This window comes from Ruegeria atlantica (assembly GCF_013032005.1).
GTDB lineage: Bacteria > Pseudomonadota > Alphaproteobacteria > Rhodobacterales > Rhodobacteraceae > Ruegeria > Ruegeria atlantica_A.
In genome coordinates this window covers 1-15,280 of sequence record NZ_WQBE01000021.1, presented here as the reverse complement: position 1 = coordinate 15,280, position 15,280 = coordinate 1, and the positions used below count along the sequence as shown (strand labels likewise).

Annotated in this window: 14 protein-coding genes and 1 pseudogene; 10 read left to right on the top strand and 5 right to left on the bottom strand. The window is 54.8% G+C overall.

What is annotated here, in order from left to right; translation table 11 throughout:
• The first annotated feature begins 218 nt into the window (after nucleotides 1-218).
• Entirely contained in the window at nucleotides 219-1,958 is a 1,740-nt protein-coding gene (locus tag GOX21_RS21285) for an adenylate/guanylate cyclase domain-containing protein (RefSeq protein WP_170374650.1), read from the top strand.
• A gap of 393 nt (nucleotides 1,959-2,351) precedes the next feature.
• On the opposite strand, the gene GOX21_RS21280 is transcribed toward GOX21_RS21285, so the two are convergent.
• Entirely contained in the window at nucleotides 2,352-3,599 is a 1,248-nt protein-coding gene (locus GOX21_RS21280; protein ID WP_217353028.1) for an HlyD family secretion protein, read from the bottom strand.
• The gene (locus tag GOX21_RS21275) at nucleotides 3,566-3,946 is read right to left on the bottom strand and encodes a hypothetical protein (protein ID WP_170347760.1); all 381 of its coding nucleotides are present in this window, start codon (nucleotides 3,944-3,946) and stop codon (nucleotides 3,566-3,568) included. The genes GOX21_RS21280 and GOX21_RS21275 overlap by 34 nt, the downstream gene beginning before the upstream one ends.
• Before the next feature lie 396 nt (nucleotides 3,947-4,342).
• On the opposite strand from GOX21_RS21275, the gene GOX21_RS21270 reads away from it, so the two are divergent.
• From GOX21_RS21270 to GOX21_RS21240, 7 genes are all read left to right on the top strand, one after another.
• Entirely contained in the window at nucleotides 4,343-5,350 is a 1,008-nt protein-coding gene (locus GOX21_RS21270; RefSeq protein WP_170374654.1) for a helix-turn-helix domain-containing protein, read from the top strand.
• A 143-nt stretch (nucleotides 5,351-5,493) separates the two neighbouring features.
• Nucleotides 5,494-5,784, top strand: coding sequence for a glycine zipper domain-containing protein (locus tag GOX21_RS21265; protein ID WP_170374656.1), 291 nt, complete (start codon nucleotides 5,494-5,496; stop codon nucleotides 5,782-5,784).
• A 404-nt stretch (nucleotides 5,785-6,188) separates the two neighbouring features.
• Nucleotides 6,189-7,571, top strand: a complete 1,383-nt coding sequence (locus GOX21_RS21260) for a cytochrome ubiquinol oxidase subunit I (RefSeq protein ID WP_170374658.1) — start codon at nucleotides 6,189-6,191, stop codon at nucleotides 7,569-7,571.
• Entirely contained in the window at nucleotides 7,571-8,572 is a 1,002-nt protein-coding gene (gene cydB, locus GOX21_RS21255) for a cytochrome d ubiquinol oxidase subunit II (protein ID WP_170374659.1), read from the top strand. The genes GOX21_RS21260 and cydB overlap by 1 nt, the downstream gene beginning before the upstream one ends.
• Entirely contained in the window at nucleotides 8,569-8,670 is a 102-nt protein-coding gene (locus GOX21_RS21825) for a DUF2474 family protein (protein WP_170348197.1), read from the top strand. Before cydB ends, GOX21_RS21825 begins: the two co-directional genes overlap by 4 nt.
• 413 nt (nucleotides 8,671-9,083) lie before the next feature.
• Entirely contained in the window at nucleotides 9,084-9,791 is a 708-nt protein-coding gene (locus GOX21_RS21245) for an IS6 family transposase (protein ID WP_170374661.1), read from the top strand.
• 167 nt (nucleotides 9,792-9,958) lie between these two features.
• Nucleotides 9,959-11,629: a GMC family oxidoreductase gene (locus GOX21_RS21240; RefSeq protein WP_174818753.1), complete on the top strand. Its 1,671-nt coding sequence runs from the start codon at nucleotides 9,959-9,961 to the stop codon at nucleotides 11,627-11,629.
• 248 nt (nucleotides 11,630-11,877) lie between these two features.
• Here GOX21_RS21240 and GOX21_RS21235 read toward each other — a convergent pair whose 3' ends face one another.
• The 3 genes from GOX21_RS21235 to GOX21_RS21225 are packed head-to-tail and all read right to left on the bottom strand — an operon-like array spanning nucleotide 11,878 to nucleotide 14,149.
• The gene (locus GOX21_RS21235; protein ID WP_170357719.1) at nucleotides 11,878-12,366 is read right to left on the bottom strand and encodes a hypothetical protein; all 489 of its coding nucleotides are present in this window, start codon (nucleotides 12,364-12,366) and stop codon (nucleotides 11,878-11,880) included.
• Nucleotides 12,367-12,421: 55 nt separating this feature from the next.
• Nucleotides 12,422-12,994, bottom strand: a complete 573-nt coding sequence (locus tag GOX21_RS21230) for a carbonic anhydrase (protein ID WP_170374663.1) — start codon at nucleotides 12,992-12,994, stop codon at nucleotides 12,422-12,424.
• A gap of 48 nt (nucleotides 12,995-13,042) precedes the next feature.
• Nucleotides 13,043-14,149, bottom strand: coding sequence for an NmrA family NAD(P)-binding protein (locus GOX21_RS21225; protein ID WP_170374665.1), 1,107 nt, complete (start codon nucleotides 14,147-14,149; stop codon nucleotides 13,043-13,045).
• Between the two features lie 87 nt (nucleotides 14,150-14,236).
• Here GOX21_RS21225 and GOX21_RS21220 point away from each other — a divergent pair, with 87 nt between their 5' ends.
• Nucleotides 14,237-14,824: a TetR/AcrR family transcriptional regulator gene (locus GOX21_RS21220; RefSeq protein WP_170374667.1), complete on the top strand. Its 588-nt coding sequence runs from the start codon at nucleotides 14,237-14,239 to the stop codon at nucleotides 14,822-14,824.
• Between the two features lie 263 nt (nucleotides 14,825-15,087).
• A pseudogene (locus GOX21_RS21605) lies at nucleotides 15,088-15,280 on the top strand (IS6 family transposase); the annotation flags it as partial.

The window sequence follows — 15,280 nt, the reverse complement described above, 5'->3', positions numbered from 1 at the left end:
CAAGCTGACCCGCGCCGCCGCTCTTAGCGAGTGGCGTCAACTTTGTTCCGGATAGGTTTGCGGTTTCCGCGGCAAACTGAGACTGGTTAGAATTCGTCTGACAGCACCCCTTGCAGACTCTTGAAGTCAAATGGCTTACTATGGGGCAATCGTGCATTAGGGCTCAAAATTTATGCGCAATAGGAACCTTCAATATGAATAGGAGATTGTCTACGATCTTGGCCGCTGATGTTGTCGGTTATTCCACTCGAATGCGTGAAGATGAAGTCGACACGATAAATCGTGTTACCCTGTTAAACGAGTTAATCGGAACTGTTGCGTCCACGCACAATGGGCGGGTCTTCAACCGCGCGGGTGATGGCTTTCTTTTGGAGTTTTTTAGCCCGGTGGCGGCTGTTCGCTGTGCTTACAACTTACAACTTCAACTCGCTGCACCAGTAACCAAGCGAGAGATTGGACTAGAAATCAGGGTTGGGGTCCATCTTGCCGATGTCGTAGTAGATGGCGACGATTTGCTTGGCGATGGGGTAAATGTAGCGAGTCGTATTGAGTCTGAAGCCGAGCCGGGTACGGTCCTCGTAAGCAATGCTGTGTTCGATCACGCCAAGCGGTCGGCCCAGCTAAAATTTGAGAACAAGGGCACCCGAAAGCTTAAAAATATTTCCGAACCAATTACGGTCTACGCTGTTGCAGGCGAGCTTGGCACGCACAGTTGCGGAACCGCCCTTATCGAGGACAGTAGCCTTCCCTACATGGCGGAACTTCAAAAGTCCACCAACTCAATTGTTGTGCTTCCCTTCAAGAACATGAGCAATGATCCCGAGCAGGAGTATTTTTCCGATGGCCTGACGGAAGACATCATTACAGAGTTGTCCCGGTTCCCTGACATTCTCACGATCTCCAGGAATACTAGTTTTGGGTTAAAAGGGGTTGCGGCGGACGCTCGTGAACTTGGACAGAAACTCGGCGTGCGTTTCTGTCTTGAGGGCGGGGTTCGCAAGCTGGGAAATCGCATACGGATCAACGCGTATCTGACGGATGCAGTGTCAGGCGAACAGCTTTGGGCAGAGCGGGCGGATTGCAATCTGGAGGATCTTTTCGATTTCCAAGATGACCTTGTTGCCAAAATCGTCGCTAGTGTGGCTGGCCAGATCGAACGGCAAATGGAAGCCACGGCACAGCGCAAACGTCCGGGTGACCTGGAAGCCTATGAATGTTTAATCCGCGGTTTGTACTATCACCGGATTGGTGGAGTCACAAAGGAGAATGCACAGGAAGCAGTTCATTGGTTTGACGAAGCGCTGAAACGAGATCCAGGATATGGTCGAGTTCATGCGTGGAGGGCATGCGCTGTCGCTACAGTAGCAGAATGGACCGGTGAAGATGTATGGGATGAGTTGGTCGAAGCAGGGAACCTAGCTGTCGAGCTGGATGAAACGGACGCTGAAAGCCATCGAATTGCCGGTTCCTTGGCGCTCTATGTTCGTGACTTTGAACGGGCTAAGTTCCACTTCAATCGCGCTCTGGAGTTAAACCCCAATCACGCGTTCATTGTCGGACGAACCGGTGAACTCCATAACTTTCTCGGAGATGGAAAGACTGCTCTTGAGTACCAAAAACGTGCAAAGATGCTTGATCCCTTTTTGCCCGAATATTGCCGCGAACTAGAGGCAATTGCCTACTATGTCATGCATGATTTTGAGGCTTGTTTTAACACCGTGGATGAATTTGCGAGGCTCACTCGGCGGGCGGCAGCTTATCGGACTGCGGCCGCAACTCACTTGAATAATGACTGCAAGCTTGAACGAGCAGTTCGCGATTTGTTGCTTCACGATCCGGACTTTAGACCTTCTACATTCATTCAAACTGAATACTTCAAAGATCGCGAGATATCTAAAAGATTGAAAGCCGAATTGAGGAGCGCTATGGCGACAACCTCACTTCGCCTCGCTGGTTGAGTACACAATTTGCTAACTTAAAAATTGAGGATTAACGCGTCTTCTCTGTGTAAGAAAAGGTCTTGGATCGCCGGAGTCTAACGACCACTTTGTCCGCAAAGCAGTCGTACGAGCAACTAGCAGCGAATGGCCGCTTCGAGCCCATAGTGACTGCTGCTGCGCGATCAACCGACGGCGGCTACGCGGTCAAAACTGACATTCCGGTCTACTGTATGTGGTCGTCATTTTCCTGCAAAAGATTACCTGAGCGGACCTACCTACCGTTCGCCGGGTATCAGAAAGCCGAAACAGAACTCACATTTTTTTGGCATGTGATCTGTTCACAAAACAGAAGAAACGACTCCCAACGTTTATCGGGAGCCGCATTTGCTGAATAGGAGGGTCTTTGGAAAATCAGGCGTGTCCACCACCGATCAAGCCGATACCTGAAGTCAGACCGAACCAAGCTTTAACCCGCAGACCGACTGCCTTGATGATACCCATAGCCTGGATCCCGTGGGCAACAAGTGTTCCTTCCATGTCACCTTCAAATTTGGTGGTGTAGGATTGGACGATGCAACCACTACCTGGCACCAAAAGTTCGCGGTGTTCTGGGTGCACCAGATCGAGATGCACAACGATCTGACCCCGTTTTGCCTTTTCACTCGGCTCAATCAGGCGACCGCTAGGCGCGAGCTGACCCGAAGAAATCTGCTCCTGAATACGTACGATCCTTGCAGGAAGAACGGTGTTGCGCATCGAGATGTTGAAGTTGCTTTCGCATGCCACCTCTGCGGCCATACCTTCGTACAGTTCGGTGCGAGAAACCTGTGAGAAGCCGGCTACGACGCGTCCTTTCTCTACATCTTTTCGGTCGGGTACAATCAGCATGGCGGGGCTCATTGCGGCTTGCGCTGCGCGTGAACCAACATTCAGGGTAACTTGTTCAACTACACCATCGACAGAGCTGCGCGTCAGGGTCTTTGAGAGTTCCACCTGAGCCTGCTGTAACGATGCACGCGCCGATGCAAGTTGGGCGGGCAGAACAGCCGTCGCCTGAACTTGCGCTACACCAAGTTGCGTTTCAGCAGCCTCAACCTCAGCTTCCCGAGTGCTCAAAGTTGCTTGAGCGCGCTCCAGCTGGCTCACTTGAAATGCCGCAGAGCCCTTTGCTTGAAGTGCCTCGTGATCCATCAGCACCAGCTCAGCCTGTTCTCTAGCGGTAACTGCGGCATCCACCACGGCCTGCGCGGTCTGGACCTGCAACTCAGCGGCCAGTTTCGCGCTTTCAATCTCTTCAACTTTGCGCATCGCAAAATCTACAGCGGCTTGTTCCGACGCATTCTCGACTGCAAACAGCGGATCGCCCGGTTCGACACGATCGCCGCCCTTTACATAGATGTCCGTAACGGTTCCGCCGTTCTCGGCGACGACCGGAACAGTTCTGAATGGCACGAGGCCGGTGTAGGACTTGGGATAGTAGTAGAATACAGCAAAGAACACGATCAGGGCGAGAACGAACCACATGAAGAGCGCTCGGTGAACATTGTAGAGGGTGACCGGTAGCCCGCGCCATTTCAGGTAAATCACGCGCAGGACAAACGGAAAAGAGGTTACTAGAAGCTCAATCATTTTGCCAACTCCTCTTTCGATGGACGCCACCACAACATGAAGTCGCGAGCGATTGCGGTCAGGATTAAGGCACCCGGCAGTAGACTGCTGAAGTGGCTCAGGGCAGGCATCAGCTCATACGCCAAGGCGACAGTGAGCATTGTCGGAATAGTTGTGCGCAGCGGAGTGCCGATTGACTTGTGTTCGGTGTAACGTTCAAAGCGCGCGTACAGATGTACGACCAGCAGGATCGCAAGGGCGAGAACGACCAAGCCTACCCATGCATAGGTGTCGGTTTGGTTGGGCGCGACCCACCATCTGGGATCGCCGCCAGCGGCAAAGGCCGGAGTTGAAATGACGCCAACTAAGGGCGCCATCAGGAACGCGGGTGGTTTCATGTTTCAGTCCTTTTGTTACGCAGCCACGCTGCGCATGTAGATTTTCAGTGTTTGGAGAACGTCAATTCTCGGTTGGTTGTTGTGCGGGTTCTGTGGGCTGTTCCTGCGGGGCGTAGGGTGGATCCCAACGACGTCCGTTCGGTGTTTTCTCGCCAAGTGGCGAACTGCGCAGACCGTGGATGTTCCCCCCGGACCACTCTTGCTTGGCGGAGTTTTGGATTGCCTTCAGTACGCGGTAGTACCTTGCGAAGTAGATCATGGTCGTTTCCTTTCTGATGACCCGGACCTAACCGTCGTCGCGCCTGCAATCCTGAGGGTTCTGGACATTTGTTGTTGGCTTCTGGACAATTGCTGTGACTGCCGGGAGTTGCGTGCCATTCAGGGGAGGACGTGAAAGTGCCACGCATCAGCACTTACAGACTGCGAAACGTCGGGCTGCGTTATTCTCAAGAACCCGGCGCGCGCATTCCGTTTCCCGAAGTCCTGGAAATGGCGGGGGCACCCGTTGATATCGGCGATAGCCCCGACGCAACTGTCGAGCTGCTACATGAGGCGGGCGCAGTTGAAACTGCCTGCCGGGTTTTGGAAGACAAAACTTTTGCCGCGCGCGTTGGGCTTTCGGCGCAAGGTCCCGGAACGCTTTTGGCTTACATCGTTCGTGCAGCCGAAACGATCGAAGACGCGCTGGCGCTTACGCAACGTTTTTACGCAATGCAAGACCCTGACTTGAGTCTGGACGTGGTGGGGGCGCCCGACGAGCCAAGGATCACTCTGGAGAGCAATGTAATCCCGGCACATCAATATCCTCGTCATCGCGAAATGCTGATATTCGGCCTTTTTAAGCGAGTTCAACAAATCACCTCTGGCAGGCTTGCCCCGATCTCTATCGAGTTGGAAACGGACGATGCCGAGCACTGTCGGCAGCTGGCGGATTTGGCGGGATGTGATGTCGTAGGCTTCAAGTCCGGATACGCCTTGGCTCTGCCCGCTAACGGCATGAGCTTTCGGATACCAACGGCAGACCCCACCTTATTGGGACATTTACAAAGGCACGGAGAAGAGCAACTGAAGGCGCAGCCTGATGCAGTCCGTAGTCTGTCCGACCGCATTGTGGACATGCTCGGGGAGCGTCTTCCCGGACCGATACCAAACGGCGACGATATAGCCGGAGAACTTGGACTGACGCGGCGCACTATGACCCGGCACCTGTCGGCCGAGGGAACAAGCTTTAAGGCTCTTTTGGAAGGTGTGCTGTGCGACCTGTCCAAACGCATGCTGCGTAGCGGTGAGGGTGTTGCCCGTGTTGCCTTCATGCTTGGATTTGCGGATCAGGCCGCCTTTTCGGTGGCGTTCAAGCGCTGGACAGGTGAAACGCCTGCCAGATTCCGTAAAGCTGGCCGCTAGAGGGACTGGCACCGGGGATCGAAAGATGTCCAAGATCCACAAAACCTTGTCCCGTCTCCAAAAGAAAGCGGGCCATCCGGTCACCTAGTTCAATGGCACACAGCAGCCACGGTGGTTGCTAACCCAGAACAAGGATGAACCCTATGAAGACCTCGAAGAAATTCATTATCGCCCCGATCTCAGGCGCACTTCTGATCACCATGGTGGCAACAGCTCATGCTGACTACGTCACCGACAAGGCGATCAAGGGTGCAGTTGTCGGCGCCACTGTCGCCGGTATCGCAGGCGAAAGCATCGTAGGTGGCGCGGCCGCTGGTGCCGCAGTCGGAGCCGTAGGCGGCGCGATCCAAAAGGACAATTTCGAAGACGCGCAGGACGAAGCCCAGGAGCGTCGCGACGACTTTAAAGAAGAACACAAAGACTGGAACGACTAAGACACCACCCCCAGTGAAGCAAACAAGGAGAAACACAGCCGAACAAACCCGACCGGTCAGCATGCGCTGTTAGCATCCAGATGCAGTTTGACTGACCATCCCGCACAGAACTCGCACAGTTTCTGATAGCTTGCCATCCAGCTCACAAACGAGCCGGGTGGCAACTTTGTTTTGAGCCCTCGAACGCAATTGTTTCCTGAAGGCGCGGTTTCAACTTTCAGCCTCAGTCCCAGCCAATGGGAACTGGGTTTTGTCCAAAACCCAAAAACAACCGTCCAGAACCCAAATGAACTGAAACAGGTAACAACCCAAATCCGGCTCATCTGAATGACATCGATGAGCTGGCAGCCGAGGTACTTCTGTTCACTGCCGCACTTTGCAACCCAATGCCAAAGGAAACGGCAATGAACTTATTCGCAAACTTTGACGCAGAGACCCTGGCACGCATCCAGTTTGCCTTTACTGTGTCGTTTCACATCATCTTCCCGGCCTTTTCCATCGGCTTGGCAAGCTTCTTGGCCGTCCTCAATGGCCTCTGGTTGTGGCGCAAGGACAAGGTTTACCTCAACCTGTTCAACTACTGGAAAAAGATCTTCGCAGTTGGCTTTGCGATGGGTGTCGTGTCCGGCATCGTGATGTCGTACCAATTCGGTACGAACTGGAGCACATTCTCGGACACCGCAGGCCCTGTAATCGGGCCCTTGATGGCTTACGAGGTCATGTCAGCCTTTTTCCTGGAGGCAGGCTTCCTCGGCATTATGCTTTTCGGTCGCGAACGCGTCGGTCCGAGCTTGCACATGATGGCCACAGCGATGGTCGCTCTTGGCACTCTGATATCGGCTACGTGGATCTTGTCAGTCAATTCTTGGATGCAAACCCCAGCTGGGTTTGACATCAACGAACTGGGGCAGTTCATTCCCGTTGACTGGTGGTCGATTGTCTTCAATCCGTCCTTCCCATACCGCCTGACACACATGGTTCTTGCCGCCTATCTCACCACTGCTTTTGTGGTGGCCGGGGTTGCGGCCTGGCACTTGCTACGCCGCAATCGCACGGCTGAGGTCACTCGAATGTTCTCGATGGCAATGTGGATGGCCGTTCTAGTCACTCCTCTGCAGATCGTCGCCGGCGACCTTCATGGTTTGAACACACTGGAGCATCAGCCGCAGAAAGTGATGGCGATGGAGGGGCACTTCGACAGCCATCCCGAAGGTGCCCCACTGATCCTGTTTGGTATTCCAAACGAGGATGAGAAGCGCGTGGACTATGCCATCGCTATTCCGAAACTCTCGTCGCTGATTCTGAAACATGACCTGAACGCGCCACTTGATGGGCTGGACACTATCCCCGACGACGAAGAACCCCCGGTCGCGATCGTATTCTACAGCTTCCGCATCATGCTCGCCATCGGCTTTGCCATGCTGGGAATCGGCTTGTGGTCGCTTGTTCAGCGGGTTCGCGGCCGTCTCAACGACGATCGCTGGTTGCAGAGGACATCCGTTCTATTGGCGCCCAGCGGGTTTGTAGCGGTACTGGCAGGTTGGATCACCACCGAAGTGGGGCGCCAGCCGTACACAGTTTACGGGCTGATGCGGACATCGGACTCACTCTCACAAGTGGATGCACCTTCTGTTGCCGCGTCTTTGATAGCGTTCATCGTAGTGTATTTCGCCGTGTTCGGAGCGGGCACGTTCTACATGCTGCGCCTCATGGGCAAAGCACCCGCCGAAGGTCCTCGGGAAAACTACAGAACTATTGAAATCCCGACTATGGCGGAGGCGGCGTAATGCTTGAACTCTCGACAATCTGGGCAGGCATAATAGCATTTGCCGTTTTAACCTACGTGATCCTGGACGGTTTCGATCTTGGAATTGGAATCCTCTTTCCATTCGCGAAAACCGACAAAGATCGGGATGTTATGATGAACTCAGTCACTCCGGTATGGGACGGGAACGAAACCTGGCTGGTCATGGGCGGCGGAGGTTTGTTCGCTGTTTTTCCGCTGGCTTATTCCGTGGTGATGCCCGCGATCTATTTGCCCGTTATCATCATGCTTCTTGCGCTTGTTTTCCGCGGTGTCGCCTTCGAATACCGGTGGCGAACGGTGCGTGGGCGCTGGCTGTGGGATGTCGCGTTTCACGGCGGTTCAACCGTGGCTGCCTTCTGCCAAGGCATCACGCTTGGCGCGCTGGTCCAGGGCATCCCGGTCGAAGATCGGCTGTACGCAGGTGCACAGTGGGATTGGCTGACGCCGTTCTCTGTCCTATCGGGTGTGGCCTTGGTGATCGGGTATGCCTTGCTGGGCGCGACCTGGCTCAATATGAAAACAACGGGCGGAATACAGCACCAGATGCGTTCCTATGCACGTCCACTGATGCTCATGACGCTCGGGTTGATTGGCCTCGTCAGTCTTTTGACTCCGTTCCAAGATCCGATCTATCTGATCAGATGGTTTTCGTGGCCCGGTGTAGTTTTCTCTGTGTGTGTGCCGGCTGTTGTTGCTCTCATTGCTTGGATGCTTCATCGCGGCCTGAAGACACAGCGCGACTATCAGCCCTTCTTCTGCGCCATTGCCTTGTTCGTCGTGTGCTTCATTGGCATTGGGATCAGTTTCTATCCCTATATGCTACCCCCAAGCCTCACGATTGCCGAAGCCGCAGCACCTGACAGCAGTTTGGCTTTCGCTCTGGTCGGAGCCGTCATTCTGCTGCCTGTGATCCTTGCTTACACCGCCTACACGTACTGGGTATTCCGCGGAAAGATCGATCCAGAGGAGAGCTTCCATTGAAACTGATAAAGCAAGTTTTCTGGTTCGGCGCGATATGGTTCGGCAGCGTCTTGTGCCTAGCCAATGTCGCTTACGTAATCAGGTTGTTCATCACCTGAAATTGCAAAGATACCAATGCTCGCGCGTCGGCATGTCCAGCTCGTGCAAACATTAGTCCAAGCGTCGAAAGAAACCCCGTTCCAGCTCACCAGACTTTCAATAACACGCGGCTGGCTGGGTCGTCTCAAACTTAACAATGCAAGGGAGGCTGTAATGCTTTCTCGTCAAAAACAAATGTCTGTGCAGTGGGATCAGATTGACCCGGCTCTGCCCACTCTACCTAAGCAACAAAAGCTGGGCGATAGCCACTCGTCTGGCATGTTGCCAAAGCTATTCACAGGGCTCCTTGCAGCAGGGTTTGCGACCTTCGTTCCATTGCCATTCACTTCGGCCCTTACAGGAACTGTTACGAAAGGGTCTTGTCAGAAGAACTTTGCTTGAGCGGGGTAGGGGTGTTGCGTAGCTTTTGCCCATGACCAGACCCGCCTCTTTCAAATACTTCAAAACCAGTCCCGAGGTCATCCGCCTTGCGGTGATGCTGTACATCCGTTTCCCGCTCTCGCTTCGGAATGTCGAAGATCTGTTGCATGAGCGAGGCATCGACGTGAGCCACGAAACTGTCCGATATTGGTGGAACAGGTTTGGCCCGATGTTTGCTGCTGAGATAAGGCGGAAGCGTGTTCAGCAACCGCGCTCGTTCTCCAAATGGAAGTGGCACGTGGACGAGGTTTTCCTGAAGGTAAATGGTAAGCGGCATTATCTTTGGCGGGCCGTTGATCACGAAGGCGAAGTGCTGGAAGCAATCGTCACCAAACGCCGAAACAAGCAGGCAGCACTGAAATTCCTCAAGAAATTGATGCAGCGATACAGTAAAGCGGAAACCGTCGTCACGGATCGCTTCGCCTCATACAGAGCCGCGCTCAGAGAGCTGGGCGCGCTCAAAAAACAACAGACGGGCAGGTGGCTCAACAACCGCGTTGAGAATTCCCACCTTCCTTTCCGACGACGCGAACGCGCGATGCAACGTTTCAGGCGTATGCGAAGTTTGCAAAAATTCGCCTCCGTCCATTCCTCCGTCTACAACCACTTCAACCAGGAAAGATCGCTGACCAGCCGATACACCTTCAAGTTGACACGAAGCGCCGCTCTTGCCGAGTGGCGCGAAATTGGTGCTGGATAAAGGACAGCGTCACTGGCCTAATAGAGACTGGTTCGAATTCGTCTGACAGCACCAACTGCTGCAATCTGACCTAAAGCAGACACTGGTCTAAACTTCAGGCTGTGTATGGACTTCTTTCTTCTCTGACAGAGTTAATGCATTGTGCATGAGCATGTTTCGAGGATTGCATGAAGATAGACGAATACGATTTTGTCATTGTTGGCGCCGGTTCGGCCGGCTGTGTCGTAGCCGAAGGATTGAGTCGCGATCCGTCAGTTTCTGTCTTACTTCTCGAAGCCGGGCCAATTGACCGTAACGTCATGATACAAATTCCCGCCGGAGTTTATCGGGCCTTCCGAAACAAACGGATCAATTGGAATTACGTATCGGAACCCGAAGCCGGGTTGAATGGCCGCCGGATACCAACCCCGCGAGGGCGAGTTGTGGGAGGGTCTTCTTCGATCAATTCAATGGTCTATATGCGTGGTCATCCAGACGATTTTAACCGCTGGGAGCGCGATCATGGACTTGCGGGTTGGGGGTATGCCGACTGCCTTCCTTATTTCAAGGCAGCCGAAAGCTATGATCAAGGAGCCAATGATTGGCGGGGAAACTCGGGCCTTCTTAAAGTAACACGCACAGATAACACTGACCCACTATTCGACGTTTTTCTTGAGGCTGGCGCACAAGCCGGACAGGGAGCAAGTGATGATCTGAACGGTCAGCATCCTGAGGGCGTGGCGCGCTATGACGCTACGAAAAGCCGCAATCGCAGGTGCAGCGCCGCAACAGCTTACCTGACCCCGGCATTGCGGCGCCCGAACCTCAAAATGCAAACTGGAGCCCATGTCGAAAAACTGGAAATTCGCCGTCACCGCGTTGAGGGTGTGACGTTCCAGCTGGCTGGGGAGCATAAGACTGTAAGGGCGAAACGAGAAGTTGTCTTGTGTGGCGGAGCGATCAACTCGCCTCAATTGCTCATGTTGTCCGGTATAGGTCCGGCGGATCACTTGCGTGATTGCGGCATCCAAGTTCTTGCTGATTTGCCTGGCGTTGGCCAAAATCTTCGGGATCATGCCAAGATAAAGCTGCAGTTTGCCTGCCGCAAACGGCTTGCATTTCACCGCATCGGCAATCCTTTGGTCAGGGCGACCGCAGGGGTGCAATGGGCCCTGACCGGCCAGGGCATCGCTACGTCCAACATATGGGAAGCGGGTGGCCTCATACGCAGCAACGATGATGTTTCCCATCCCAATCTTCAGTACCATTTCGGCCCCTTGGGATTTACGGTTCAAGGGGATCGTATCACGATCAATCAGGCGTTCTCAGTCAACGTAGATCATGCAAGACCACGAACGAAAGGCTACATCGAACTTAACCGCACCACGCCTCGGGGACCACCAAGGTTGCATTTCAATTATCTTGCCGACCCCGACGACCTGCGCGAAATGGGAGAAGGTGTGCTCCGCGCGCGAGAGCTTGTGGCGCAACCGGCCTTTGACGAATTTCGCGGCGCGGAAATGACTCCGGGTGCCGATTGTCGAACAAGTGAGGATATCGAGGCCATGCTGCGCGAGAGAGTGGAAACCGCTTTTCATCCGTCGTGCACCTGTCGGATGGGCCATGATGGACTGGCGGTGGTTGATAACAAATTTCGTGTGCACGGAATTGAAGCCTTGCGCGTAGTGGATGCTTCGGTTTTGCCAGAGATTACAAGCGCCAATCTCAATGCACCTACGATGATGATCGCGGCCAGGGCTGTGGATTTCATGCGGAGTGCACCACAGTTGAAACCGATGCACGAAGAGGCGGTCCGCACAGGTAAGGAGCGCGCGCGATACAAAACTGTTGAATGTTGACTCAGGCTTTCTGGTCGCTGACAGCACAATGGGCATCTAAGCTGACTTTTGCGTCAACTGTAGCGAATTTACGCTTCGTCCCCCAAACTGTGAGTTCGGACAGCACCATAGCGCGCAATCGCAGCGAAAGACCGGTAAGCGGATTGCGGCTGCTGCATCGTGAGGGTGGGACGAAGGTCCGGAAAGGGCCGTGAGACTCAGTTGGGGCGGGCAGCAGCGCTGCCTGCCCTGGAACAATACCTGTCCTCTCATGCCGAGGCTGTCTTGGGGCCAACTGCCTTCAACAGCCGTGCAAAGATCATCACATGCGTGACCAAAAGTACCGGCACAAAGAATGTTGGAATGAACCAAGTGGGGCCAAAGTAGTTAATTGCCTCGGCCTGGCGCAAGGCGTTCACCAGATCGACAGTACCAAGGATGTTGAAACCCCACACCAACGGAAGGGCAACCACTGATCTCCATCGCAAAGCGATAAGCGCGGCGATTGCCAGAAACGCCGAGAGTAGATCGCCATAGCTGGCGCTGGTTGCGAACACCTCGGGCAAACCTCCGTTGTTGAGGTTTGGTACCATGAAGCTCATTCCGATGTGTCGGAAAGCATGCGGCAGCAGCAGCATTGAGAGCGCCGCAGCCACCGACAGCCGTGCAAGCCAAGGTGCAACGTACCATGCCGCGATCAGAGCAAAGACAAAGAGACTCATCGCGAATTGAAGAAGGAATATCACTGTGGGGGTCATCTGATCGATCCTTTCGATATGCGTCTGTTTACGTGAATTGGGGGTGGGCAGACCGTCATGCTCGAGCCGCAGTTTGCGATACGCTCGCCTCGGCCCGGATCGTCTCCAGTGAAGCGGCTGGAGTAATCTCTTGGGCTTTTCCAGTGGCGACATCGTAAAGCAAGGCCGAGACGGTGATCGCGTCCGGTACCTCCGATGCTGCCGCTAGACGCTTGATGTCTGCCGAAAGGTCGCTTTCCTGATCCGTGATCGCGTATTCGGATACGTCAATCCCAAGCTTTTTCAACAGCGCGTCCTGAAGGTCCGGATTGGACAGCCGCTCGGCTCCACATTGTGTGTGCTGCATCAGGATGACGTTGAACCCCTGTTCGCGGCCCTCCGTCATAGCGCTCACCAGAAAGGCGAGGGTGGCGATTTCTTCGATTGCGGCGCGCGTAACCCGCCCGCCATTGTTTCGGATCACAACCGCGTCGCCAAGCTCCAGTCCGAGGATGTGCGCGGGATCGACCCGGGCATCACCGCAGGTCAGAACAACCGTTCGCAACTTTGGCAGGATCGGCAGGTCAGCACTGTCAAAGCCCGCCGCGAATTCCTGGTTTCGGGTGATGAGTTCGTCCTGAACGTTCATGAAGAGGTCCTTTCGTCTTGGGGGGGCAATCCTTCGTCGTTTGCGGTCTCAGGCAACACGCTTCGGTTCGGCTTGTACGTCCTTGGGTTGGTGCTTTTCTGTCCAGGCCGCATTGTCCTGACAGTACGAAGCGGAGGAGAGCTGCACGTAGTCTCGCTGCTTCTGAGCGTGATCAAGATCGAACGGGCGCGTCGTGAGAATCTTCAGGAAGATGCCGATCGCGCCTATGCTGCGGGACAGGCTGCGCACCAGGTCGGGTTGTTCAGCGACCTTGCGCCGTACAATGCTTTCGAAGGCTTCAGGTTCGTGTCCGCTGACTTGGAACACATCTTCGGTTGGGGCATTCACCGCGAAGGCGCCTCGCCGGTACTCTTCTGAATAGATTGCAAGCTGGGTGACTGCCGCTTCCGAATAGTTTGCTGGTCGAAGGGCTTTCAGCGCCTTGACCATCATTCGTTCGGAAATATCGGCATAGCGTACCCGCCGCCCCAGCGCGCGGCCCATTGCTTCGGCGATCTCGTTGGGCGACAGCAGCGTTGGACCCGTGGGACGATAAGTCTTGCCTGCATGGTGTGCCGGATCCGTCAAGGCACCGACAACCACGCGGGCAATGTCTTCGTTTGAGGGGGCGGCATTCTTCTTCACGTCGCCGTCGCCGAGCGGCATCGTGAACTTCCCAAGATGGGCCGCCATGCCCAGTACCATCAGGTAGTTTTCGGCAAACCAGCCGACATTCACCGTGGTCACAGACATCTCGGGACGCATGCCGATCAGGATATCGCCCAGGTATACTTCACGTGTAAACAGTGATGGGTGATCTACGCTCGAAAGCCATTGGCTAAGTGTAACGACGTGTTCGACCTTTGCTTCGTAAGTCGCAGCGGTGAAGACCGCACTGAAGTGCAGCCCATTGGGTGCTGTGGGAGCGCATTGATACGCCCGCTGCACGCCTTTCATCGCCGAGCGCATGTCGCTCAGGGAATACTGGTCACCCACGAATAGTTCAGCGCCCGCGCGTTCGAGAATATCAGAGCGATGATCCCTCTGCCGTATGAAAGCGCGGACAGGATAGGCTTTGGCTCTGAGCTGAAGCGCGACTTGCAGCCCGGTCTTACCGCTTGCGCTGGTGACGAGGATCTTAGGCTTGGCAGGCACGGGCGCACTCCTTTAGATGATGCTTGCAATCTATAATTTAGATGATACATGTAATCTTAATTGTCAACCCCGCCTAGGAGCGCGAAAATGCCGAGAATGTCGGAAGCGGAAAAAAAGCGCAGTCACAACAGGATACTGGATGCTGCAGCACAGTTGTTCCGCGAACGCGGGGTCGAAGCGACAAGCGTCGCTGACGTCATGAAGGCAGCCGGAATGACACATGGTGGTTTCTACCGGCACTTCGAGTCGAAAGAGGATTTGATCGCGACAGCCTTCCGGCACGCGATCGACGATGTTGTTTCAGGCATGGAACGCGAGGAATCCAGCGAAGGGCGAGGGAAGGAACGCCAGGACTACATAGCCAAGTACCTGTCCCAAGCTCATGTTCAAGACAGTCGGCATGGATGCCCGTTGGCGGCGATGGGAACCGAGCTTGCCCGCACCAAGGGCGCATCTCGGCACGCGGGCGCTCAAGCTTCGGATCGCATGGCGGCCCTTTTGCGGGACACGCCGGAAACCGGCTCGGACCAGGGCCTGGCTGCGATGGCACTCCTGATGGGTACGATCACTCTGGCTCGTTTGGCAGGAACTGAAGAGGAGGCGGACCGAGCTCTGGAGGCCGGACGCACTGCCATAGTTTTGCTGCAGGATCATTGGCCGAAAGGCAGGTCTTAAGCTGCGGCAGGGTATTCCGCGAGATTGGCGGCTATGTTGTGCGTTGTTTGAATTCGTTCTGTCGTCGATCATGCAGCGGCAGCGAATGGCAGCTTCGACGGGCCGCACAGCCGCAATCAGAACCTGTGGTCAAGGTCGGCTCTGGGCCGACGTCGGCTGGCGTAATGCTGAAGGTCTGCCAATGACTGCGAAGGAGCCCAAAGTAAGGTCTTGTCAGACTAACTTCGCTTGAGCGGGGCAGGGGTGTTGCGTAGCTTTTGCCAATGACCAGACCCGCCTCTTTCAAATACTTCAAAACCAGTCCCGAGGTCATCCGCCTTGCAGTGATGCTGTACATCCGTTTCCCGCTCTCGCTTCGGAATGTCAAAGATCTGTTGCATGAGCGAGGCATCGACGTGAGGCACGAAACTGTCCGGTATTGGTGGAACAGGTTTGGCCCAATGTTTGCTGCTGAGA

Coding starts and splice junctions, on each gene's coding strand:
- GOX21_RS21245 (WP_170374661.1), top strand. CDS start 9,084: ATGACCAGACCCGCCTCTTTCAAATACTTCAAAACCAGTCCCGAGGTC.
- GOX21_RS21235 (WP_170357719.1), bottom strand. CDS start 12,366: ATGACCCCCACAGTGATATTCCTTCTTCAATTCGCGATGAGTCTCTTT.
- GOX21_RS21230 (WP_170374663.1), bottom strand. CDS start 12,994: ATGAACGTTCAGGACGAACTCATCACCCGAAACCAGGAATTCGCGGCG.
- GOX21_RS21240 (WP_174818753.1), top strand. CDS start 9,959: ATGAAGATAGACGAATACGATTTTGTCATTGTTGGCGCCGGTTCGGCC.
- GOX21_RS21260 (WP_170374658.1), top strand. CDS start 6,189: ATGAACTTATTCGCAAACTTTGACGCAGAGACCCTGGCACGCATCCAG.
- cydB (WP_170374659.1), top strand. CDS start 7,571: ATGCTTGAACTCTCGACAATCTGGGCAGGCATAATAGCATTTGCCGTT.
- GOX21_RS21265 (WP_170374656.1), top strand. CDS start 5,494: ATGAAGACCTCGAAGAAATTCATTATCGCCCCGATCTCAGGCGCACTT.
- GOX21_RS21220 (WP_170374667.1), top strand. CDS start 14,237: ATGCCGAGAATGTCGGAAGCGGAAAAAAAGCGCAGTCACAACAGGATA.
- GOX21_RS21275 (WP_170347760.1), bottom strand. CDS start 3,946: ATGAAACCACCCGCGTTCCTGATGGCGCCCTTAGTTGGCGTCATTTCA.